The organism is Mycoplasma sp. 6934, assembly GCF_055523595.1.
Genome location: NZ_JBVFVE010000001.1, coordinates 880,497 through 904,738 on the forward strand (window position 1 = coordinate 880,497; position 24,242 = coordinate 904,738).

General features: G+C 30.7%; 22 protein-coding genes. 11 read left to right on the forward strand and 11 right to left on the reverse strand.

Annotated features, from left to right (window positions below; translation table 4 throughout):
* Positions 1–7 precede the first annotated feature (7 nt).
* Genes AC0B4S_RS03760 through AC0B4S_RS03775 form a run of 4 tightly spaced genes read left to right on the forward strand, consistent with a single transcriptional unit; the run spans position 8 to position 4,320 of the window.
* Positions 8–1,741 (forward strand): NusA N-terminal domain-containing protein, encoded by a 1,734-nt coding sequence (locus AC0B4S_RS03760; RefSeq protein ID WP_465101760.1) that lies wholly within the window; start codon positions 8–10, stop codon positions 1,739–1,741.
* Entirely contained in the window at positions 1,728–2,021 is a 294-nt protein-coding gene (locus AC0B4S_RS03765; RefSeq protein ID WP_465101761.1) for a YlxR family protein, read from the forward strand. Before AC0B4S_RS03760 ends, AC0B4S_RS03765 begins: the two co-directional genes overlap by 14 nt.
* Positions 1,997–3,802, forward strand: a complete 1,806-nt coding sequence (gene infB, locus AC0B4S_RS03770) for a translation initiation factor IF-2 (RefSeq protein ID WP_465101762.1) — start codon at positions 1,997–1,999, stop codon at positions 3,800–3,802. The genes AC0B4S_RS03765 and infB overlap by 25 nt, the downstream gene beginning before the upstream one ends.
* An 8-nt stretch (positions 3,803–3,810) precedes the next feature.
* A complete protein-coding gene (locus AC0B4S_RS03775) occupies positions 3,811–4,320 on the forward strand; it encodes an adenine phosphoribosyltransferase (RefSeq protein WP_465101763.1) in 510 nt (169 codons plus the stop codon).
* A 30-nt stretch (positions 4,321–4,350) separates the two neighbouring features.
* On the opposite strand, the gene AC0B4S_RS03780 is transcribed toward AC0B4S_RS03775, so the two are convergent.
* From AC0B4S_RS03780 to AC0B4S_RS03800, 5 genes are read right to left on the reverse strand one after another with little or no spacing between them, the layout of a single operon-like run.
* On the reverse strand, positions 4,351–5,247 hold the full coding sequence (locus tag AC0B4S_RS03780; RefSeq protein ID WP_465101764.1) for an MAG1430 family protein: 897 nt from the start codon (positions 5,245–5,247) through the stop codon (positions 4,351–4,353).
* A 1-nt stretch (position 5,248) separates the two neighbouring features.
* Positions 5,249–5,827 carry a ribosome biogenesis GTP-binding protein YihA/YsxC gene (yihA, locus tag AC0B4S_RS03785; RefSeq protein WP_465101765.1) on the reverse strand — a complete coding sequence of 193 codons (579 nt, stop codon included), beginning with the start codon at positions 5,825–5,827 and terminating at the stop codon, positions 5,249–5,251.
* The gene (coaD, locus tag AC0B4S_RS03790) at positions 5,820–6,248 is read right to left on the reverse strand and encodes a pantetheine-phosphate adenylyltransferase (RefSeq protein WP_465101766.1); all 429 of its coding nucleotides are present in this window, start codon (positions 6,246–6,248) and stop codon (positions 5,820–5,822) included. The genes yihA and coaD overlap by 8 nt, the downstream gene beginning before the upstream one ends.
* Before the next feature lies 1 nt (position 6,249).
* On the reverse strand, positions 6,250–7,440 hold the full coding sequence (locus tag AC0B4S_RS03795) for an acetate/propionate family kinase (protein ID WP_465101767.1): 1,191 nt from the start codon (positions 7,438–7,440) through the stop codon (positions 6,250–6,252).
* A gap of 60 nt (positions 7,441–7,500) precedes the next feature.
* The gene (locus tag AC0B4S_RS03800) at positions 7,501–7,716 is read right to left on the reverse strand and encodes an MAG6790 family protein (RefSeq protein WP_465101768.1); all 216 of its coding nucleotides are present in this window, start codon (positions 7,714–7,716) and stop codon (positions 7,501–7,503) included.
* Positions 7,717–7,876: 160 nt separating this feature from the next.
* On the opposite strand from AC0B4S_RS03800, the gene AC0B4S_RS03805 reads away from it, so the two are divergent.
* Positions 7,877–10,264: an MYPU_1760 family metalloprotease gene (locus tag AC0B4S_RS03805; RefSeq protein ID WP_465101769.1), complete on the forward strand. Its 2,388-nt coding sequence runs from the start codon at positions 7,877–7,879 to the stop codon at positions 10,262–10,264.
* A complete protein-coding gene (locus AC0B4S_RS03810) occupies positions 10,264–10,923 on the forward strand; it encodes a DUF402 domain-containing protein (RefSeq protein ID WP_465101770.1) in 660 nt (219 codons plus the stop codon). The genes AC0B4S_RS03805 and AC0B4S_RS03810 overlap by 1 nt, the downstream gene beginning before the upstream one ends.
* A gap of 27 nt (positions 10,924–10,950) precedes the next feature.
* On the opposite strand, the gene recO is transcribed toward AC0B4S_RS03810, so the two are convergent.
* Positions 10,951–11,625, reverse strand: coding sequence for a DNA repair protein RecO (gene recO / locus AC0B4S_RS03815; protein ID WP_465101771.1), 675 nt, complete (start codon positions 11,623–11,625; stop codon positions 10,951–10,953).
* A 110-nt stretch (positions 11,626–11,735) separates the two neighbouring features.
* Here recO and AC0B4S_RS03820 point away from each other — a divergent pair, with 110 nt between their 5' ends.
* Genes AC0B4S_RS03820 through AC0B4S_RS03840 form a run of 5 tightly spaced genes read left to right on the forward strand, consistent with a single transcriptional unit; the run spans position 11,736 to position 18,308 of the window.
* A complete protein-coding gene (locus AC0B4S_RS03820; protein ID WP_465101772.1) occupies positions 11,736–12,038 on the forward strand; it encodes a hypothetical protein in 303 nt (100 codons plus the stop codon).
* Positions 12,031–13,680: a DAK2 domain-containing protein gene (locus tag AC0B4S_RS03825; RefSeq protein ID WP_465101773.1), complete on the forward strand. Its 1,650-nt coding sequence runs from the start codon at positions 12,031–12,033 to the stop codon at positions 13,678–13,680. Before AC0B4S_RS03820 ends, AC0B4S_RS03825 begins: the two co-directional genes overlap by 8 nt.
* A gap of 1 nt (position 13,681) precedes the next feature.
* Positions 13,682–14,662, forward strand: a complete 981-nt coding sequence (plsX, locus tag AC0B4S_RS03830; protein WP_465101774.1) for a phosphate acyltransferase PlsX — start codon at positions 13,682–13,684, stop codon at positions 14,660–14,662.
* On the forward strand, positions 14,652–15,368 hold the full coding sequence (gene rnc, locus AC0B4S_RS03835) for a ribonuclease III (protein ID WP_465101775.1): 717 nt from the start codon (positions 14,652–14,654) through the stop codon (positions 15,366–15,368). Before plsX ends, rnc begins: the two co-directional genes overlap by 11 nt.
* Positions 15,369–15,374: 6 nt before the next feature.
* A complete protein-coding gene (locus AC0B4S_RS03840; RefSeq protein WP_465101776.1) occupies positions 15,375–18,308 on the forward strand; it encodes an AAA family ATPase in 2,934 nt (977 codons plus the stop codon).
* 156 nt (positions 18,309–18,464) lie between these two features.
* Here AC0B4S_RS03840 and AC0B4S_RS03845 read toward each other — a convergent pair whose 3' ends face one another.
* From AC0B4S_RS03845 to AC0B4S_RS03865, 5 genes are all read right to left on the reverse strand, one after another.
* Complete coding sequence (locus AC0B4S_RS03845; protein WP_465101777.1) at positions 18,465–19,748, reverse strand: hypothetical protein; 1,284 nt, start codon at positions 19,746–19,748, stop codon at positions 18,465–18,467.
* Positions 19,749–19,823: 75 nt separating this feature from the next.
* On the reverse strand, positions 19,824–21,302 hold the full coding sequence (locus AC0B4S_RS03850; protein WP_465101778.1) for a variable surface lipoprotein: 1,479 nt from the start codon (positions 21,300–21,302) through the stop codon (positions 19,824–19,826).
* Between the two features lie 185 nt (positions 21,303–21,487).
* Positions 21,488–22,543 carry an energy-coupling factor transporter transmembrane component T family protein gene (locus AC0B4S_RS03855; protein WP_465101779.1) on the reverse strand — a complete coding sequence of 352 codons (1,056 nt, stop codon included), beginning with the start codon at positions 22,541–22,543 and terminating at the stop codon, positions 21,488–21,490.
* Positions 22,543–23,427 (reverse strand): energy-coupling factor transporter ATPase, encoded by an 885-nt coding sequence (locus AC0B4S_RS03860; RefSeq protein WP_465101780.1) that lies wholly within the window; start codon positions 23,425–23,427, stop codon positions 22,543–22,545. The genes AC0B4S_RS03855 and AC0B4S_RS03860 overlap by 1 nt, the downstream gene beginning before the upstream one ends.
* A complete protein-coding gene (locus AC0B4S_RS03865) occupies positions 23,403–24,218 on the reverse strand; it encodes an energy-coupling factor transporter ATPase (RefSeq protein WP_465101781.1) in 816 nt (271 codons plus the stop codon). Before AC0B4S_RS03865 ends, AC0B4S_RS03860 begins: the two co-directional genes overlap by 25 nt.
* Positions 24,219–24,242: the final 24 nt, after the last annotated feature.

Consider the following 24,242-nt stretch of genomic DNA (forward strand, 5'->3'; position numbering starts at 1 on the left):
AGATATTATGCCTAGAATTAAAAAAGATACTAAAGGAGCCCCAGTAAATAAAAGCCATCAAGGAGTTTTTTATGAACTTTTAAAAGTGAGTTCAGCACATAAAAAACTGCCATTTGAAGATATTGTGCAAATCTTCCAAACTGAAATTCAACGTGCCATTAATAAATCATATGATCCTGATGCACAAATTGAGATCAGAGTAGATCATGAGAATTCAATTGCCAGAATTATTAATTTAAAAGGTAAAGTTATTGATGATCTTACTAATCCAAATTTTGAACAAGATGAAGATAAAAATATTTACTTTATTGATTTTTTGCTTTCGCTAGTTCCTGAAGACAAACGTGCTAATTATCAACCAGGTAGTGAAATAGAAATTGAATTTAAGTTTGATGATCTTGGAGAAAGATCACGTAAAGCTATTTTAAGTGGTTTTAAACAAGAATCTCGTTTATTAGAAAGATCACGCGTAAAAGAATTATTTGGCAATAAAATTGGTGAAAAATTCTTTGCTAAAGTTAATACCACTTTAAAACATGAATACGATATTGATATCTTCTACAATAATGAAGCATTTCGAGCTTTATTACCAAAGAAAAAAACACCACCACGTAAAACTTTAAACCCTGGAGCTGATATCAGAGTTATCTTAGAAAAAGTTAACTTAGAAAAAACTGCTACTCCGCTTGAAGTAACTATGCTTGATAAAAATGAAATTAAAGACACTTTAACTAAAGCAATTGTTGAAATACAACGTGGTGATCTAGAAATTGTTAGAATCAGACGAAAATACGGAATTAGATCAAAAGTAGCCGTGCGTGTAAATCCAGAACGTAAGTTTGATTTTGATATTATTGGTTCAATCTTTGGGCAAAATGCCCAAAGAATCAATGATGCTTCAAAGGCAATTGGTGAATCAATTGACATTATTCGTTATTCAAATAATAAAAAAGAATTTATTTCTAATTCGCTTTCGCCTGTTGTCCCAGTTGATATTTTAGTAACCAAGGATCATAGGGCAGCATTTGCAATTGTTAAAGATGAAGATATAACTAGAGCAATTGGTAAAGATGGAATTAATATTGAATTAGCCTCAAAATTAACCGGTATTAAAATTAAAGTAAAAAGTATTCAACAAGCCAACGAACTTAATTTACCATATAATAAAGAAAAACTTAAAGAAACACAATCAAATAAATTATTAGATAAACAATTATTTAAAGCAACAAAGCCAAAACTTGGCAAACGTTCACAAGCTCAAGAATTATTGGATGTTAAAGAAATGAAACTTGCCTTGAGTAATTTTAGTGATGATTTACAATCATTTATTGATAATACTCTAAACACCCCTGAACAAGATAAACCTACCAGAAAAACAAAAACTCAAAGCCCTAAAAACGATGATATAAACAATCTGTTTTATAATCTAACTAATGAAATGAAAGATTCAGACCAAAGTATTGAGTCATATGAAGATTTAATGTCTTCAAGCGATGAAGAGCAATGAGGTTACATTTTCAACCCTTCATTTGCAGATGAAAATGAAGTTTTTGATGATGAAAACTTTGAAAATAATGAATCAAAAACAACTTCAGAAACTGTTAATGAAAATCATAAAAAATCAAAAAACCTTGTGCAAGTTTATAAAGGAATTAAAGATTTCAAAGTTGATAGTGATTTAGCTAGTTATGGATTATCTGAAAATCTTGACTTTGGTGATTTAGAAGATGAAAATTGATAAAATATTAACGAGAAAATGTATTGCAACAAATCAAATTCTTCCAGTACAAGATCTTGTAAGATTTGATTATCAAAAAACCACTAATACACTTGTAATTGATTGAAATAAAAATCTTAAGGGACGAGGCTGCTATTTTCTTCCAACGCAAGAAAATTGGAAATTAATTATCAAAAAAAGAGCCTTTAATCGCTCTTTAAGGTCTAACATATCAATAGATCAATATCAAGTTTTAGAAACCCAGTTAAAGGAGTTAATATGAGCAAAAAACAAACCAGAATAAGTAATGTCAGTGACATTAAAGAACAATTACAAAATACAAAAACTGAGCTTAAAGATGGTGTTTTTGTATTTACCGGAAAAATGTCAATTATAGACTTTGCCCAAAGTACCAAACTTAATGCTAATGATATTATTAAAAAATTCTTCCTAAAAGGTAAAATGTATAATTTAAACCAAATCCTTGATGAAGATGAAATTGCTGAATTGTGTATTGACAATGGCTTTGACTTCCAAAAAGCAACTAATATCGATGGAACTAATTTCCTTGATGAAGTATTATTTCAAGATCACCAAGATGATCTTGAAAAAAGATACCCAATTATTACCATCATGGGGCATGTTGACCATGGTAAAACAACATTAATTGATAAAATTAGAAATTCAAATATTGTTTCTACTGAATCTAGTGGTATTACCCAACATACTGGTGCTTACCAAATTTCACATAAAAATAGCAAAATAACCTTTTTAGATACTCCTGGTCATGAAGCTTTTACCAAGATGAGAGCAAGAGGTGCCAAAGTAACTGATATTATTATTTTAGTTGTAGCAGCTGATGATGGAGTAATGCACCAAACCAAAGAAGCTATTATCCATGCAAAAGCCGCAAATGTTCCAATCATTGTCTTTGTTAACAAAATGGATAAACCTAATAAAGATTTAGATCGTTTAAAAGGTGAGTTAGCTGAAAATGATGTAGTAATTGAAGAATATGGTGGGGATACCCAAATTGTCTATGGATCGGCTTTAAATGGAGATGGAATCACTGATTTATTTGATGCAATTATGCTCTTAGCTGATATTATGGATTTAAAAGCTAATCCAAATCGTTATCCAATTGGAACTATTATTGAATCAAGAATTGATAAAGGTTCTGGTGTTGTTTCAACTATTATTGTCGAAAATGGAACCTTAATCAAAGGAGACTTCATCGTTGCTGGTTCAAAATACGGAAGAATTCGAACTTTAGCAGACGCTCAGGGCGAACCACTTGACAAAGTAGTTCCTGGTTCTCCAGCTATTATTACAGGTCTAAATTATGCTCCTGATGCTGGTGATAAATTTGTCGGTTTTAACGATGAAAAATTTGCCAAGAAACTAGCCAACGAAAAGGCCTTCGCTGATAAAATGAACTTTTTACATGATAAAAGCATAGCAGCAACCAATGCCGAAGGTAAAAAAGTTATTAATATTTTAATTAAAAGTGATGTGCACGGAACTGCCGAAGCTTTAAAAGGACAAGTTAACTCACTTGAAAATGATGATGCCATTATTAAAGTTATTTCAGCTAGTGCTGGGCACGTTAATGGAAATGATCTTCTACTTGCCCAAGCCTCAAATGCAATTATTTTTGTCTTTAACTTAAAAACCCCAACCACAGTTAAGCAAAATGCTGCTTCGCAAGGGATTAGTTTAATTGAACATAATGTTATTTACAAAATTATTGAAGATTGCCAAAGTTTATTAGAAGGACAAAGAGCTCCAATTTATGAAGAACGTAAAATTGCTAGTGCTCACATTATTAAAGTCTTTTACTATTCAAAAGTGGGACATATTGCTGGTTGTTTAGTAGACTCAGGTACAGTAAAAATGAATGCAAAAGTTAAAGTATACCGCAAAGGTAATTTAATTCACGAAGGGGTAATTGAGAGTTTACGCCGTGAATTAAATGATGTTAAAGAAGTAATTAAAGGAAAAGATTTTGGTACTCATATTAAAAATTTCAATGACATTGCGGAAGATGATGTGCTTGAATTTTTTGAAGACGTACGTATTAATTAAGACATAAAATGAATTTAGAAAAATATATTAAAGATGTTCCAAATTTCCCAAAACCTGGCATTATTTTTAAAGATGTAGCCCCATTATTAGCAAATGCTAAGGCTTTTAAAGCAAGCATTGATTTAATGGCTAGTTATCTTGATGATGTTGATGTAATTATCTCGCCTGATGCTCGTGGTTTTTTATTTGGAACCCCCGCTGCATATGCTGCAAATAAACCATTTTTAATGGTCCGTAAACCAAATAAATTACCTGGAGAAGTGATTTCCCAAAAGTATGATTTAGAATATGGACAAAATACATTACAAATCCAAGCCAACCTCCTAAAACCAGGCCAAAAAATCGCGATTATCGACGATGTGTTAGCAACTGGTGGAACCATTGATGCAATGATTAAATTAGTTGAATCACAAGGTGCAAGCGTTACTAAAATTGTTGTTTTAATTGAATTAACAAATCTTAAAGCATCTCAAAATTTTGATTCAAGTATTAAACTTTATTCGTTAATTAAAGCTTAGCAAAAACCTGCCTTTAAGGCAGGTTTTATCTTATTCTTGAGCTTTAGTTGGATATTTTAAAGTATATGAAGCACTAATATTGGTATCTTTGGTATTTAAATAACTTAAGTCATCTTCTTTAGCTTCATTAATAATGGCTCTAAGTTTTGAAGTAAATAAGATAGTATTTTTTTCATGATCAAAACTAAGTTCAATTGAACTAGGAATAACCATAGATGAACTTGATGAACCATAGTAACTAAATACTTTAGTATAAAAACTTATTTTTTCAGCGGCATTTGCTTTAACATTATTATAAGCTGCTTCAAAATCAGCTAAAGTAGGATATTCACTTTGCAACACATCTTCTTTTAGTAACACTTCTTTAATAAACATACCTTGGCTATATGAAACTTCATCATAAGGTTTAAAACCATCCAATTTATAAATATATTCAACTTGGGTATTTAATGTTTTACTATCTTTTGGATTTAAAATGAGTTTTAAATATAAAGTACCAGTTAAATCATTAGCATATGAATAAAATGATAAATTATATTTATCTTGATAGAAATTAAGTAAGCGACCTTTAGCATGATTTAAACCAAATAATTTCTCTTGGTTTAAATCAGTAGTAATTAATTGTTTTTTTAGAACCAATTGATTGGCTCAAAAGTTTGTATCTCCTCGTGGGGTATTAACAGAAGATTGTAAATACATTGGGCTACTTGCATACTTACTAGCATAAACAATTGTTTTATCAAAGTTACCAACCTCTAATTTAAATTGCCCTAATTCTTCTTTTAATAAAGTAACTTGATCATCATATGTTACTTGTTTAAAAACTTTCGTATCTTTTAGTTTGGTGGCTAAGACTGGGATTGAACTAAAAAGCACAAATAGTCCTGATCCAAATAATATTACTTTACGATAATTTAATTTTGCCATCTTATACTCCTAATAATGTTTGATTAATATTTTCAATTAATTCATTAATTCCTTTGTGTTTTTCAGCTGAGACAATGAAATAAGTAAAATTACCATATTCTAAGTTAACTTGCTTAATTGATTTAAGTAAGTTTTGATAATCCTTTTGTCTTAATTTATCGCTTTTAGTATAAACAAGCACAAAAGGCATATTAATATTTAATAAATATTTAATTACTTGTGCATCATTTTTTAAAATTCCATGGCGCGAATCAATTAATAAATAAACACATTTTAAATTTTGCCTAGTTTCTAAATAATTTTCCACCATTAGCATCATTTGTTTTGATTGCTCAATTGAAATTTTAGCATACCCATAGCCAGGTAAATCCACTAGCACAGCCCCATGATTATTTTCAAAAAAATTAATTAATTGTGTACGACCTGGAGTTTTAGACACCCTAGCCATCTTTTTATTAAAAACAATTGCATTAATTAAACTACTTTTACCTACATTAGAGCGGCCCCAAAAAGCTATTTCATAGTTTTGATGCTCATAATAATTACTAGGACTTGTTGCTGATTTAACAAATTTAAACATTTTGCTCCTTAATTAATTTTAGTTCACTTGATGAATATTTTATGTATTCATCATCTGGAATAATTAAAATTGTTTCTAATTCTGGATTAATAGATTTATTTTGACTGGCTAATTCAATTTCATAATTATAGTCTAAATTTTGCCGTGCTGATCTAATTAAATATTTAATTCCCAAATCTTGGGCAAGTTGTGCACTTAAGATTTGGGGATAAGGGTTTAAAACAACTAAATTTTTAAACTCTTTAGTTTGGGATTTAATATAGTTGATATTCTTTATTATATCATTTTTCTCTTTTTTTGGATTTTGAGCAACTAAAAGAAATACTTGATCAAAAAGTTTTAAAGCTTTTTGTAGTATTTCTTTATGTCCCTGATGAAAAGGATTAAAACTGCCAGCATATAATGCTTTTTTAACTCCCATTTTATTTACTATAAATTTTTAAAGCATTTTGTGCAATAACTAATTCTTCATTAGTTCTAATTACATAAATTGGAATTTGACTTAATTTTGTTGAAATTAAGGCAAAATCTTCAATATTTCCATTATTTACCTTGCTACATAATTCTAAGGTTTTAAAATGTAATTTATTAATAATTTTCTCACGAATCATAGCCACATTTTCACCAATTCCAGCGGTAAAAACTATGCCATCAATGCTGCCACCAAGTTTATTGAAGTAAATAGCACAATAATCCGCAATTTTTTGAGCATATAAATCAAGTGCAAAAATTGCATCTTGATTACCTTGCTCGGCAGCAGATCTAATATCACGCATATCGCTTGAAACTCCAGATACTCCTAAAAGACCTGATTCTTTATTTAAAATATTGGTAAATGTATCAATACAAATTCCTTTTGATTTCATCACATATTGGTGAATTGAAGGATCAATATCACCACTACGAGTTCCCATCATAATACCAGCTAGCGGAGTAAGTCCCATGCTGGTATCAAAGGATTGTGAATCTTTAATTGCACATAAACTTGCACCATTACCAAGGTGTAAGTTAATAAAAGTCACCTTTGGTTTACCTAAAATATCTTGTAATTTTTGGGTAATATATTCATGGCTAATTCCATGAGCACCATATTTTTTAATATTTAATTCTTTTGCTAATTCTTTTTTAATTGGGTAAGTGTAATTCACTGGATCAATTGTGGTATGGAAGGCGGTATCAAAATCAGCTGATAGTTTTGCATTTGGAAAAATATCTTTAAAAGCATAAATAGCTTGCAAAGCACCAGGGTTATGTAATGGTGCATAGCTTGCATATTTATCAATAATTTTAATTAAATTCTCATCGACCTTAGCAGTTGTTTTAACTTCATCACCACCTTGCACAATCCGAAACCCAATAAACTCAATTTCACTTTTATCTTTAATTAAATTAGCTTCTTGCATTAATTCATATAATAATTCAACAGCCTTATGGTGATTTGGCATCTGTGCTTCTTTTTCAAATTTTTGACCATTATATTTCAAACTTAAATTACCTATAGGCAATGTGATTCTTTCAACTAATCCACTTGCAATTAAATCAAGCGAATCTTTCTTAAATAAACTCATTTTAATTGAGCTACTTCCTGCATTAATAACTAAAACTTTTCGCATAATAATCTCCTTAAATGTAAAAAACCAAGATTTTTACAAAAATCTTGGTAAGAAAACTTTTTAAACTACTTTAATAAGTACTTCCCTAGAGTAATTTTCACCTCTAAGGTGGTCACGCTCAATATGAATAATTTCAATTTTTACGTTACCTTGGGTATGTTCACCATGTTTTTGACCACGGCGAAAGCCTTTGATTAATCCTTCTAATTCTTCTAATGTATTTGATTTGGCAACAATTTCGCCATTTGATAATAGTCTAGCCTTATATTTATACATAATTAACCTCCGTATATCTGATAATATTATAGCATTTTTATGCTAAGTTTGGTAAAAAATCTTATAAGATCTAATTTTTGGTTTGAATAATAATTTTCTTTGATTTTGTTATAATATTATACATTAATAAATATTGAATATAAAGGAGTATAATTTAACTATGAAATTTAAGAAATTAATTAAAAAAATCTCTGTTTTTTCACTCTTATCAATTACTACAGTTACAGCATCATGTAGTTTTACTGAAAATCTTTTAACTGGAATTGGTTCAATTGCAGGTATTTTTAGAGATAAAAAAGATGATAAAGAACCAGCAGATCCAGCTGCTGGTAACCAAAGAGAAATTACAGGGCCCCAAGAACCAAAACAAAGTGATCCAATTGAAATAAGCATCATTGGAACGCCACCTAAAAAAGATGAGGAACAAGATCCAAACCAAGGCAATGTAAAAAATCCACCGCAAGATATAAATCCAGATAATGGTCAAACGCAAAAAGAAACACCAAATCAACAACCAAAAAAAGAAATTTATACAAATAAAGTACAAAACTTTTTACCAATTTCAGAGCAAGAAGTCGGCTTTATTGGTACTTTAACACCTCAAGAAAAAGAACAAGAAATCAAAATACTTAATTCTACTTTATATACTTCCCTTGATCAAGTACAAGTGAAAATGCGTAATAATGAACCATATTTAGAATATGTAGACCCTGAAATTGGTTTAATTTTCAGAGATTTTAGTTACCAAGCAAATGGAGAAACTAAATATTTACTTGGTAAAGAAGGATTATTGCAATTAGTCCATGAATTTAAACGTAAAATTCCTTATGGGCCAGAAATTCATGATCTGAAATCTATTTCAATTAATGATTTAGCAATCATTAATGAAAAAGTAAATGGACTTTATATGCCTGATTCACGGAGAATGTTTGTTAATGGTCTAAATGCTCAAGAAAAAGGCTTTGATACTTATCAAATTATTGGTAATTTAATGCCAACAATTTTCCATGAATATATGCACCACTGAGTTACGGTGTATGCTGAGACAGGATTAATTGAAGATCCTAAAGCACAAGTGACTGAAGATAAATCTAAAGATATTAATAAACGTCAGTTAACTGAAGTTTATTATAACCCAGGAACTACCCAAGAAAATGTTGATCATTCACATGGAGCAAGACAGTTTTGAAACTCATATTTTACCGCTAATTTTTATAGTTTATTAAATTATGATGTTACCAAAAAAACCTATATTGAAGATGAAGTCTTAGAAAAACTAGGCGTTAATTCTCGTGTTAAAGAAACCTTGATCTACCGTAATTTATCATTAAATGATATCTGACGCTTAGCTAATGAACTAACTACTCCTGCTCATTTAGTGGGTAATGATAATATTAGCCAAGTAATGAGTGTTAGTCCAAGTGGCTCATTCCAAACAACTAAATCAAGAATTAAATACAACTTTTCTTTAACTGAATTAGTGCCTCGTGAATATACTAAATATGCCTATGAATCATATTTTTCAATTGATAAAGAAAATGAAAGTTATGATAATGAGGCCGCGAGAAAAAGCACCATTAACTGATTTGGATCAAGATACTTTACTAATTCAGAAGGTGAATATCAAGGGGTTAGAATCTTTTCACCTTCTGGTAATGCCGAGGATTGATCATATACATATTTAAATAACTTTGATTCATTGCGTCGCCAAGGGTGATTTCAAAATGGTGAAGGTCATAATAAATATGATAATAGTCCTAAGTTTAATGCCACTGTTTTACCAAACTCAGTCTTTGATATCAATAAATATCGTGTCGTGGATAAAACAGAGCAAAAACAAGAAAGAGTTCAAACAATCTTTGGACGACCTCAAACAATTACTCGAAGTGTTGAAGTACCTGGCAAATTACCCGAAACTAAAACTAAAAACCGGTCAGTTGATTTTTACAAAGTATTTTTAGAAACTATGGGATATGGCAAAACAATTAGTCAAATCTTTACCAAAAATGAATTAAGAAATAATGATAGAGGTATTGAAAATACTAACACTAGTTATCCAACCTTAATAAAATTCTCTGGTTATTTAGCAGAAAATACTAAGGCAACAGGTTTAGTCTTAAAAGATCAAACTAGCAAAATTTATGAACAAAGCTTATTTGAAACTACTAAAACATTTAATTTCTTTGGTCATAAAGATATTGACGAAGGAGCTAAAATGTCTGAAGATGGTCAAAATCCTTCAACAGATCGTCAAAAACAAATTCAGAATCGTTTATATCCTGCTGATGCAGGATATAGCCAAAACTTTGTGAGTTATATCACCAAAAACTTCATGGATGTTAAAGATAATTCAACAATTCATTTATGGTACGATACCAATCAAGATGGCAAAGCAACTGATGATGAATTACTAACATACAATATTACCTTACCAACTCAAAGAGCTGTTTCAACCCAAAGATCAACTAATGTAACAACCAGCAACTTTGAAAAATTTATTGTTGACAATAACAATAACCAAGCAACGATAAGAAAGCTTAAGCCATAATGTCATGAGATTTTAATGATATTAAAGTGGGCTCAATTGTAAATGTGCAAGCTTACAAACATAATGGTTTTTTATACCGCCAGTGAACTAATGCTAAAATCTTATTTCATAACTCGCGTCATATTGTTTTATCCTTAAAAGGTGCAAGGGTTATTGAAAATATTAAAGGTCGCAAAGGATGATCATATAAAGATGATGCTTTATGATTCATCCCAAAAGCCAGTTTTTATAATTCAATTATGATGTTTCGTGATGGAGCTAAATGTTATTATATTAATTTAGCCTCATACCCAATTTATGAAGATAATACTATTAAATTTATTGATTATGATTTGGATATCAAACATTATCCAAATAAAGAATTACAAATTGTGGATAAAGAAGAATTTGAAGAAAATGCCCGTAAGTTCAATTATGGTCCATTAATCAAAGAAGCAATTTTAAACGAAATTCAAAACATCATTTGAATGTATAATAACGATTCATATTTCTTTAGTAGTAATATCATTGATTATTATCTAGATATCATGTTTAAAGATAAATTATTAACCCAAAAGCAATATAATGAATATAAGCACAATAAAGAGCACAGTTATTTTGAAGAATCACAAATGTTGCAAGTATTGCGAAATTATAAGAAAAAAACTTTTCCAAAATAAAACAGATCAAAGTAATTTGATCTGTTTTTAAATATAATAACCAGCTTCTACTAATAGATTTTTATATAATGCTCTTAAATTCATATCTAAATTATAATCAACTAATAATAAATATTTTTTTAAATTATGATATGAAGCCCAAATTGCATTTAAATATTCCACGCTCATTAGTTTTCGAGGATTACAATGCTCTTTACACACAAAACCAGCTTCATAAAAGTCAAATGAAACTAAATTGCGGTTTTCTCCACATTCTCAACATGATTCAAAACTTGGATTTATTCCAAAATAATATAAACTTTGAGCATAAAAAAACGTCAAAATCTTGAGAGTATACCCTTTAGTTAAATAATCAAATACTTTTAAATATAAATCATATAAGTGATTCACTTCTCTAATATACATTAAAACTTTTTTAATTTTTTTAAAAAAATACACTCTTTGCACTTCGGTAAGATCATACATTTTTAATAAATATGCTTTTTTTAACCGCCCAGTTTTTCCTTTTAATCTTGCCGAAAAATATTCAATTTCTACAAGGCTACCAAGTTGTAAATTAGCACGATTTTTCGATAAAGGCTTATCAATACCGCTAGCTACTAGTCTTAAAACCCCGTAGTTAGTAAAAAAACTAACTACGTGGTTATTATCATTACGTAATTCAATTTCTAATACAATTGCTTTGGCCACAATATTTGCCATAAAAAGTCTCCTAATAATCAACAATATTATTTGTTAAATTATAATTATAATTTATAATATAAAAATATAAATAATAAGTTTTTATTTTATAAATTATACAAAGGGGATTTATGAACATAAATCAAGTCAAAGAACTATTTATTAACATCTTAACCTCCACACCAGGAATTAAGGAAATTCATCCAGTTTCCCAAACCATGAATGTGGTGGCACAAGTTAATTACGAAGATTTAATTGAAGTTTTTCAATTAGATAATATTTGAAGTTTCAAAGCTTCAATCTCAATTTTAGCTGGGGTACAAGCCAATGAATTAATTATGGAGATAAACCAAAAACTTAGTTATGAATTTAAATTAACAAAACAAAAACTGAAAAACTTAACAATTACTATTAAAGGAGTAATTTATGAATAAACCAATTTTTCTTGATTCACTAACTTTTGCCAATATGATGATTTCAGGAGCCTATTCATTACAAAATTCAAAAAATAAAATTGATGCTTTAAATGTCTTTCCAGTCCCTGATGGTGATACTGGAACCAACATGTCTTCAACTTTTAGTTCAATTGTTTCAAAACTTAAAACAGTTGATGCAACTACACCTATTTCAGAAGCAACTAAATTAGTCTCAACAGCCATGATTTATGAAGCTCGTGGTAATTCAGGAGTTATTTTAAGCCAAATCTTTAAGGGTTTTGCATTAGGCTCTGAAGGTAAAGATTCTTTAAGTTTATCTGAATTTTTAAAGGCCCTGCAAGCAGCAGTTGAAAGAGCTTATAAATCAGTTTTTAAACCAGTTGAAGGAACTATCTTAACTGTGATAAGGGAAACCGTTGAAGGAATTGTTAAAGAATATCAAGATACTAATGATCCAAATATTACCTTACAAGAAGTTTTTGGTAAATTATTAAAATATTGCCGCCAAAGCTGCGATGAAACACCAAATAAGCTTAAGATCTTACGTGAAGTTGGAGTAACAGATTCAGGGGGCGAAGGATTATACAAAATCTTTTGAGGCATTAATGAATATTTAAATAATCGCCCAGTTGAAATATCTTCACAAATTGAAGATATTTCAGCCTTTGTTAGTGATAGTGAAGTTTATGAAGGTGAATTTGGATATTGTACTGAAGTTTTAATCCAATTAGATGATTGGCAAAACTTTAATAAAGATGCTTTAACTAAAGAAATAGAAAAATTAGCTAATTCTTTAGTGATTGTGAGCGATGATGAAATTCTCAAAGTCCATGGTCATACAAAAGTACCTGGTGAATTTCTAACACTTTTACAAAAGTATGGCGAATTTATTAAAATTAAATCTGAAAACATGACCTTGCAAGCTAATAATTCAAAAGCAAATAGTGAAAAACTTCAAAATGCAAAAGAATCAGAAGATCGCCAAAAATGTGGGGTAGTTTCATGTAATATTGGTCAAGGAATTATTGACAAAATGTATGAACTAGGAGCTAATTTTGTCGTGGAAGCTGGCGAAACCAAAAACCCATCAGCACAAGAAATTATTAATGCAATTGACAATGTTAATGCTGAAACAGTATTTGTGTTCCCAAATTCTTCAAATGCTATTTTAGTAGCCCAGCAAGCTGCCCAAGTTGTGGATGATAAAAATGTCATTGTGATTCCTACTAAAAGCCAAATTCAAGGTTTAAGTGCCATTATCAATTTTAGCCCTGAACTTGATTTTGAGGATAATAATGAATTAATTAGTGATGCAATTAACGATGTAGCCTGGGGAGAAATTACAGTTGCAGTTCGTAATACAACTATTAATGGTATTAATATTCAAAGTGGTAATTATTTATCAATTTTAAATGGTAAGATAATTGCAGCTAGCAAAACAGAAAAAGAAGCCTTAAGGATTTTAAGCACTAAAATGATTAAAGGATCAAGTGAAATAATCAGTATTTATTATGGCGAAGATGGCTCAGCCACTAGTACCCAAGATTTAGCTAATTATTTAGAAACGCGGTACGAAATTGACGTGCAAATTACCGAAGGAAATCAACCTAATTATCACTATTTAATAGGAGTTGAATAAGATGAAACATATTGTAATTGATATTAATGGCTTAGATCATGGACCACAAGCCTATTTAGAAGCTTGCCAAGAATTTTTGATAAATCACCAAGATTTAAAACTCACTTTAATTGGTGATTTATCTAAGTTATCAATTAAAGAAATTAATCCGCAAATATCTTTAATTGATAATAACCATAAAAATAGTGATCCAAAAAACCTGAGGCAAAATTTAAAAGAACCAACGTCCATGAACCAGGCTATTACAATGCTGCAAGAAAACCAGGCTCAAGGCATTATCTCAGGTGGTGAAAGTGGCAATTATATTACGGCATTAACCTTTAAAGTTGGTCGCTTACCTGAAATTGATCGCCCCGCCTTTATGCCCATACTCAGCGCTTTAAATCAGCGTAAAATCTTATTTTTAGATGTTGGTGCTAATTTACAAGTTAAGCCTGAATACTTACACCAATGAGCTAAATTAGCACAAATTTTTAGCCAAAAAATGTTTCAGGTCAAAAATCCTCAAATCACCTTATTAAATATCGGTACTGAGGATTATAAAGGATTTGAAACAACGATCCAAGCAGCAAAATTGCTGCAAGAGGATCCTGAGCTAAATTACATTGGTTTTAGCGAACCAAGAGATTTATTAAAAGGCAATTACGACATAGCCATCATTGATGGCTATGGTGGAAATTTAATCCTAAAAAGCTTTGAAGGAGCGATTTTATCCTTCAAAGATGCAATTAAAGAAGGAGCTTTAAATAGGCTCAGAACTAAACTTGGTGCATTATTATTAAAACCAGTTTTCAAAGATATTATGAAAAAATTAGATTATCGTAATTCTGGAGCAGCTTGAATCATAGGCTTACAAAAACCCGCTTTAAAAATCCATGGTTCAAGTGATAAAATTGCCATTTTATATGCACTAGACCAAATGTACCAAGCAATTGATAATAATTTAATCAACGAATTCAAAGGAGAAACTAATGCAAACTAACAATCAAGAATACCAAATTAAACTAGAAAAATTTTTAGAAACAATCAATATTAAACCAGCTGATATAACTTTATATATTAAAGCTACAACCCATAAATCATTTAGCAACCAAGATGATCAACCTAGTGATGTCAACTATGAAAACTTAGAATTCTTAGGAGATTCAACTTTAGGTTTTGTAGTCTCATCATACATTTTAAAAACAAATCCAAAAATTAGCCAAGGATTATTAACTCGTTACCGTGCTGTAATTGTTGAAACTAAAATGTTATCAATGATTAGTCAAAAATTAGGTTTACCAGAATTATTACGTACAGGTCCTGGTAAAATGCATCAAGATGTAATTAATTCACCAAAGGTGCAAGCTGATGTACTTGAAGCTTTAATTGGTGCAATTTACCTAGACCATGGTCTTAGTGATGCTATCATGTTTATTAAAAAATTCATTTTAGTTGAAGTAAAGGATAAAAACCTAATTAATTTAACTGATTTAAAAGATCCAAAAACTAAATTACAAGAATTATTCCAAAGTATGAGTAAAGAAAATGTGACTTACCAAACTCAAGAATTAGGACATCAAGAATTTGAAGCTAAAGCAATTCATGAAAAAAATGTTTATGGATCAGGAAAAGGAAGATCAAAAAAAGAAGCAGAAAGCCAAGCAGCCCAAGCTGCTTTAGAAAAATTGCAAAAATTAAAAGGTTAATTACAAATGAAATTAATTAAATTAGAAGCCCATGGCTTTAAATCATTTGCGGACCCAGTAGTGCTCCGTTTTGACGGAGGAATTGTTGGCATTGTTGGACCTAATGGTTCAGGGAAAAGCAATATCAATGATGCCATCAGGTGAGTTTTAGGAGAACAAAGTTCCAAAGAACTCCGTGGCGATTCCATGGCTGATGTTATTTTCGCTGGCTCTAAAACAGCCCAGCCCATGAACAAAGCCCAAGTAACCTTAACTTTTGATAATAAAGAAAGATTAAGTTCTATTGATGCTGATACAATCAGCATCTCTCGGGTAATTGAAAGGGATAAAGGCATTAATGAATATTACATCAATGGCGAAAAAGCCCGTTTAAAAGAAATTAAGATGCTAGCCATGGAAACTGGAATTGGGAAAAGCTCTTTAGCAATTATTTCCCAAGGAACAGTTTCTGATATTGCCCAATCTTCAGACGAACAACGCCGTAAAATCTTTGAAGAAGCTGCGGGAGTTTCAAAATATAAATTCCGTAAAGAAGAATCATTAAAAAAATTAGATCAAGCTCAACAATCTTTAAAAATTATCCAAGCAAAATTATCTGAAATGCAAAAACGTCTTGAAGGTTTGAAAATACAAGCTGAAAAAGCTTATAAATATAAAGAACTAAGTAAAGTACTCCAAGAAATTGAAGTGCCATATTTAGCTTTTAATATTGATAAAAACCAAAATCTTGTTGATACTCTCTCGCAAGAACTTGAAGGTTTTGAAGAAACCGAAAGTTCTTATAAACAAGATATCAAAGATCTTGAAACACAAAATACTAGCAAATCAGAACTTTTAAAAGATTTAAAAACTAAAATTGCTCAATATTCTAATATTAAAGAAACATTAAAAGTTCGTATTGATGGGTTAGAATCTAGTATTCAAGAAGCAAAAACTAAACGTAAATTATTGGCTCAGGGTACTTTAGCTACAGATGTTAAAGAACAAAAAGCAGCTATTATATCTGAAGTTCAAGACTTAGAAAGTAACCTTAATGCTTTTAAACAAACATATGATGAAATTTTTAAGACAAAATTAGACCTAGATACAAAGATATCAAAGTTAACTCAAGAGATTAATGAGTTAACTTTGAAATATAAAGCTAAAGAATCACGCAATGCAGAATTAAAAGCTCAATTAAACCACCTTAAAAACATCTTAAAATCACGTAATAACCTCTTCCAAGGTACTAAGACCATTTTAGAAAATAAATCGTTTTTTAAAGGTTTAAAGGGCATTGTCGGCGATTTAATTAAAGCCCCTAGTGAATACACAACTGCTTTAGAAACAATTTTAAAACCTTCCTTACAACATTTAGTTGTAGATCAAAATGATACAGCGATAAAAGCCATTGATTTTTTGAAAAAAAACAATGGCGGTAGAGCTACTTTTATCCCCCTTGCTACAATTGATCCAAAACACGTGCGAGATGATTATTTATTTGCTTTAAAAAACCAAAAAGGTTATATTAATTTAGCTAGCAATTTAACTATTGTTGATCAGCAATACCAAAAACTTAATAATTTTTTATTAGGTAATGTAATTGTCGCTAAGGATATTGAATCAGCTACCTTTATCTCAAAAATAACTGAAAAAAAATATCCAGTAGTTTCATTACAAGGAGATTTAGTTAGAGTTGGAGGAATCTTAGTTGGAGGAAGCAAGGAGCAAAGTGATCATAGCTTTGGTTTAGAAGATAAAATTAAAACCTTGCAAGATGAACATGATGGTAACCAACTTATTAATCAAAAGCTTGCTTTTGATTTACAAACCTTAAATGATAATTTAAGGTCAATGCAAAATAATATGCAGTTTAATATAACTCAACTTAATTCCTTGCAATACCAAATTAAAGAAAAACAAAATCAAATTGATAAATTAAAAAGTAAACTATCAATTACTGATTTAGAACTTAAGGATAATAGTTTTGAAGCCTTAAACCAAGCTCAAACTAATATTCTTAAGTTACAACAAGAAATCAGTCAAAATGAATATAACTTACAAATTGCGCTGCAAGAAAAAGATTCAATATCTGTTGATATTGAATCTAATAACCAAAAAATAAAAGAATTACATAGTTTGTTAGAAAAATTATGAGATTCTTTTAAGAAAAAAAATAGCAATTTAACAAATGCAAAAAACCAATTAGATATTGATCTGCAAAGACTTAATGAACATTACAATATGACCTTAGACTATGCTAAAAACAATTTTGACCTCTCTTTAGCTGCTAATGCAGCTAAAGAGAGTATTGATAGTTTAAGGAGCGATATAAAAGCTTTAGGTAATGTTAATTTAGATTCAATTGCGGAATATGAAGAATTAAATGAACGTTTTACAAAAGATTCAGCTACTGAACAAGAAATAATTGAGGCACGCAACCTATGTTTAGCCGCAATAACAGAATTAGATAAAAAAATCATTTTAAGACTTTCAAGCATCGTTAACGATGTTAACGATGAAATGCATAAAGTATTTTCTTCGTTATTTGGTGGAGGAACTGCAAAAGTTCAGTTCTTAGATCCAAATAACGTGCTTGAAAGTGGAATAAGTATTTATGCTCAACCCCCTGGTAAAAAAGTTAAAAACCTGAAACTTTTCTCAGGTGGCGAAAAAGCATTAATTGCTATTTCCTTGCTCTTTGCAATTCTAAGAGCAAGGCCCTTGCCCTTATGTATCTTAGATGAAGTTGAAGCAGCTTTAGATGAATCAAATGTTGTGCGCTACGCTCAATATTTACAAGAATTAAAGCATAAAACACAGTTTTTAGTTATAACTCATAGAACTGGCACAATGACCCGTGTTGATGCGTTATTTGGAGCAACGATGCAACGGCGTGGGGTAACAAACTTTTTTAGTGTTGAACTTGCTCAAGCTAAGAAATTAATTGACCAAGAATAAAGAAAAAATCAAAGCAACTAAGCTTTGATTTTTTTATTAAGAACTTGTTGTTGTTTGAGGTGTTCCAGCACTACTTGCTTCAGTAGATGATGAGCTAGACCCCCCGCACTTGTCGTTTGGGTTTGGGTAGAAGATGCATCACCTGTTGAACTAGTACTACTGTCCCCCCCCAGTTGTAGTTTGCCCTTCTTCAGCTGTTACTTCTGGTTTAGGGTATACTTTGTAGTCTAAGATCTTATTCTTAAGATCTGCTCAATCTTTAAGATGTTCGGTATTAACTACACTATCTTTACCTTCTAATTTAGTTTTAAGTACTTTAAATAAGTTAGTAATTTCTGTTTTATAATGAGATTCTACTTCGACTTTTTCTCATCTATCAATATCTATTTTCAATAGATATTTAAGTAGCTTGTTATCTTTATTTAAACTATCAACTTGTTTTTGTTCTGTTCCTTTAAAAGTATCATGTTTAGGAACTTTACCTAAGATAACTCTAAAGACATTATTAGGTTGATCTTCAGGTCTAATTTCTAATTCAACAGCTACTGGGTCATTATTGGTTGTTTGTTGTTCAGTATCACTACTTGTAGTTGACACACTAGAAGTTGATGTTGTTTCTTGCTTTTTATAATATTTTTTAACTTCTTTAATATTAAATGCCATTTTAGGTGAGATAATAGTTAATTTATCTTCATCTCTAAATTTAATTCAAAAGTCGCTAACCTTTCAAGAAGTTAAATCATAATCTTCAATAGTTACAGTTGCACCGTTATTAACTTCAACCGTTTGTGGAGTTGTTTGGGTGGTTGCTTCACTAGAAGAACCACTTGCAGATTCTGGTTTTACTTTCTTTTCTACTAGGATAGTACCAGGAGTTTTGGTTAGGCCTCCGGCGGTATTAGTTTTCTGTGCTATTTTGTAGGGATTCGTGCCACTTGGTCCCCAGAATCCTACACGGTAAATGGGGGTGTCTAATTTTCCAGTTGTTTTATTATCGTTTATCCATTCTGTGGTTCCTGGTGCCTCTTCGAAACCGCTGTGTGTTCCTTTTATAAACCAGTTGTTTTCGTTCAGAGTTTGATTATCAGTAGGTGCTACCAATTCATTTTCTCGCGGTACTATTGTTACTTGAACGTATTTTGCTTTCACTGGCTCGAACTCTATTACTAGTTTGCCGGTATCGTTTGTTAACTTTTTATGGAACTCCGCTCCGTTTGTTCAGTACCCGGGATTCCAATCAGGGATGTTCACCCTCCCTTGTTTACCTTCTTTCGTTTGGGGAGTTTTGTAGTGGTTTTCATAATTCGCACCTAGCCAATCGGCCGCTTTTTTGTGGCTTTGGTTATTTACTTGTGTTCAAGTACTCCCGTCTGAGGATGTTGTTATTATTATTTCTTTGGGCCACGTGTACCAGTCATTCCCTCCTCAAGCGGGTTTCATGTTTTTGTTATTGTTTGTTAATTGCAGTTCTAGTTGGACCTTCGAGTTTTCTGCACCTTCGCTGGATTTCGGGTCCTAAGTTTCAATTTCCCACGCCCACTGTTGAGTGAATTCCTTTCCGACTACTTCGTACATACTGCCTGGTTTTTGGGTTTTTGCCCCAGTTTTTGTTTCCCCTCCCTTATCAAGGAAACTTTTTTGTAACTGGTATTCTGGGAGGTCCTTGACAGTTTTGTGAACGCCCTCTTCGAATACTCTTTTTATTTTAAGGGGTTCTGAATTCCGCGTGTTATGGTTTTGCTTCCCCTCACTACTGCTATCTCCTGGTATTGCATATAATATTACAGTTGCATTTTTCTCGCTGGTTTCGGCTCTCCCCCTCTGTGTTCCCAAGTCATTTCACTGTGGGTCTACCTTCCAGTTTGCGTTTGTTGTTCGTTTGGAGCTTTCGTTCAATCCGTCGTTTGTTGTTAGCCACTGAGTGGTATCGGGTGGGAAATCCTCGGGGAGGTATCTGAACAAATTGCCACCTTTTTGGCCCATCACAAATCATTGTTTAACAGCCGACATTTGGTCATTTTCTTTGACCAAATTATTTTTTTGGTATTTTGCGTCTTCTGGAGCTTCTCCAAAGTACTCTTGAACTTTGCTCTTATTTTCCTCGACATATTTTGCACGAATTTCAGTTTCTTTTTCTGAATATTGGCTGATATCTGTGAAGTAAGTTTGCTCATTTAATGCTTTGGCAAATTCAGCTTCTTTTTCTTTTCTGAATTGACTTTCAGAACTAAAGTATCCTAGTTCTGATTTTAAAGTTTCAATCCCATCTTTTAATTTAGTTTCTTCTTGAGTTAATTGATTTTCAAATTTTGTTAACTCAGTAATTTCATCAGCATCAGAGCTACGGGTAGTAACGTAATTTAAAACTCTTGTTTTAAATTTATTACCAGTAGGTAGTTTAGTTTCTAATGCAGTTTTTAATTTTGCATAAGCAGTATTTAAAGCATTTTTTAGAGTTTCTAATTCACTTTTAATACTTGCTAAGTTAGTTTGATCATTATTAGAATTTAAATCTAATTCAACTTCTAGCTTACGTGGATTACGTGAAGGAAGTTCACTAAGCAGAGTTCTTATTTCAGTTTTTAAAGCAGCAACTGCTTGATTACCAGTAGTTTCACCAGGTCTCTCAGGTTTAGGTGCTGGACCAGGAGCAGGGTCACCTGTTCCAACTTTATCTTTAGTTTGTCCTGCTTTTAATTGAGTAATTTTAGCACTTAATTTATCTAAATTACTTTTTTGGGTTGTTAATTGCCCTTTAGCTCCAGCACTAAGGTTATTATAGTCACCTAGAGCTCTATTAACGCTAGCTTCATCACCAGCGGTCACATTACTTTCAGTCTTAGCTAAAACTGTAGCATGTGTTTGTTTAAAAACATTAACTTCAGTAGCGGTTGGGTCAACTGGTTTAGGTTCTTGAGTTGTGCCACATGAAACAGCTACAAAAGGAACTAACACAGTACTTACGCTAAGTAAAGATAATAATTTCTTTTTCATAAGTTTCTCCTATAAAAATGTAATAATATTTTATTTGTATGTTGATTTAACTAGATAGTTAAAAACATACATTAATATTATAATACATATTTTAAAACTTAATATGGTTTTTATGCTTGTTGACAAAATCCTTTTAAGGCTATGAGAAATATATAAAAAACATAAAAGCAAGGATATCCTTGCTTTTATGAAACTACTCTTATCATTAAAATTCAGTTAACTAAGCTATAATGTCCAATATTATGAATTTTATAAACCCCGTCAGCAGAATCAAAATATGAATGTTTTACTATTATGTTATTTAATATGAAAATACTTAAAATTCCCATAAATAATAAAACAATTAAGAAATCACTAACTTTTAATTTAAAGACACGATATTTAGTGCGCTCTTCATATGGATCATAGCCCCTTGTTTCCATTGCATTAGCTAAATCTTCAGCTTTTTGAAATGATGATACAAACAATGGAATAATTAAAGTACTAAAGGCAATTATTTTATCTTTGGTATTACCATGTTTAAAATCAACTCCCCGGGAAGACTGAGCCTTAATAATGCGAAAAATTTCATTTACTAATGTTGGGATAAACCTTAAGGCAATTGAAATGATCATGGCGATAATATGAGTTGGGATAAAAATAAATTTTAAAGGATATAATAAACTTTCAATTGATTTATTTAATAAAATTGGCCTAGTGGTATTAGTTAATAAACTAGTAACTAATACCATCACATATAAACGAAACACTAAGGTAATGATTCGATTAATAGAATTAATCGAAACCCCATATTGTATCTTAACATAATTACCATATGTTTTTATGTAATAATCAATGGTATCTTGTCCAACAACTTTAGCATTATAAAATTCACTTCATAAAATCTTTTTACCATCAATTTCTAAGTCTTTAGATCCAGATGTAAAGATCGGCCAAAAGTATGAAACATAATAATTATTTTTATATACTGTTTCGTTATTAACAGTATATAAATTAACCACAAATAAAAAAACCGAAATGATTAAGGGCAGTTTTAAAGTTTTTAAAACTGGCCTGATACGTTTAGTAGTAACAATTGAAATAATTGTAATAAATGAAGCTAAAAGCAATAATTCAATAAAATTTGAAGCGATAAAAAGTAAAACAATAAATAAAATACTTAATAAAACTTTGATACGAGGGTCAATTTTATAGACAAACCCACTGCCAGGAATATAACGTCCAAATGCACTTTGTTGCATTAAATATCCTCCTTATCAAAAATACTTTGATTTAAATAATCAGCTAACTCTTTTATGTTCTTTACTTTTGGAACATTAATTCCTTTTGCTTTAAGCTCATAAATAAAAGCTAAAAGTTTGGGAGGTTCTAAATAATTTTCTCTAAGTAAATTAATATCATTTAAAACATCATAAGTTTGTCCATCAGCAACTATTTTTCCTTGGCGCAGCATAACAGTTCGCGTTGTTCGTTCTAACACACGATCTAAATCGTGTGTTACATTAATAATTGTTTTTCCTTTTTGGTGTAATTTGCTTAAAATATCTAAAATTTCAATTGTCCCAACTGGATCTAATCCTGCAGTTGGTTCATCAAAAACTAAGAAATCTGGGTTCATAGCTAAAACACCAGCAATTGCAACCCGGCGCTTTTGCCCACCAGATAATTCAAAAGGGCTTCTTTCTAAATATTCTTCACCAAGGCCAACTTCCTCTAAACATTGAGCGGCGACTTGATATGCTTTTTCTTTAGGCATCCCAAAAGCAATGGGAGCAAAAGCAATATCTTCTTTAATAGTATTTTTAAATAATTGATATTCAGCAAATTGAAACACTATTCCAATTTTTTTTCGCAAATCTTTAAATTTAAACTTACTGGTTTTATCACCATAAAACCAGTCAGTAATATTATTATTATCGTTTATTTGCCAGTGCACATATCCATTAGTTGGTTTTAATAAACCATTAAAATGTTCAATTAAAGTTGTCTTACCAGAACCAGTTGATCCAATAATTCCAAGATATTCACCATCATTAATTTTTAAAGAAACATCATTTAATGCTACAAATTCTCAAGGAGATTTTTTATTAAAAATTTGTATTACATTTTGAATTTTGATTTGCATATTTGATTAATCAATTCCTCTCTGTCATATGTGGGTTCAAGGTTATGCAGTAAACTACTTAATTTATAAATAAATGGCGAATCTATTTTAGCTATTTCTAAAATATCTTGATTATTTAAAATCTCCTTAGGATTCCCTTGGGCAATTAATTGCCCTTGCGAAAAAACAAGGCACCTATCTGCTAAAATAGCCTCATCCATATCATGGGTAATAGATATTAAGGTTTTTTCTTTATTATCTTTTAATTCCTTGATAATTTCTAAAACACTGCTTTTACCTTTAGGATCAAGCATACTGGTAATTTCATCAAAAATAATTACATCAGGATCTAAAGCTAAAATTGAGGCAATGGCAACCCGTTGTTTTTGACCTCCAGATAAATTCTCTGGTTCCCTGGATAAATGGTCTAACATATCAACTTTAGCTGCTACTTTATGAATAATGCCTTGCATAGCTTCATGAGGAATCTTGCGGTTTTCAAGACCAAATGCAATATCATCTTCAACTGATGAACCAATAAATTGGTTATCAGGGTTTTGAAAGATAATACCAATTTTCTTGCGAATTTGATATAAATTTTGACGATTATAAACTATACCATCAACAGATAAAGAACCTGCTTGTGGTTTTAATAAGGCAACAAGCACTTTGGACAAAGTGCTTTTGCCACTTCCATTATGCCCTAGGATCGCTATATATTCTCCTTTATTGATTTCAAAACTAACATTATTTAGTGCTGGTTTTTGCACACCTGGTTTATAACTAAATACAATATTATTAACTTTAATCATAACTTTAATTAATTATAAAATAAA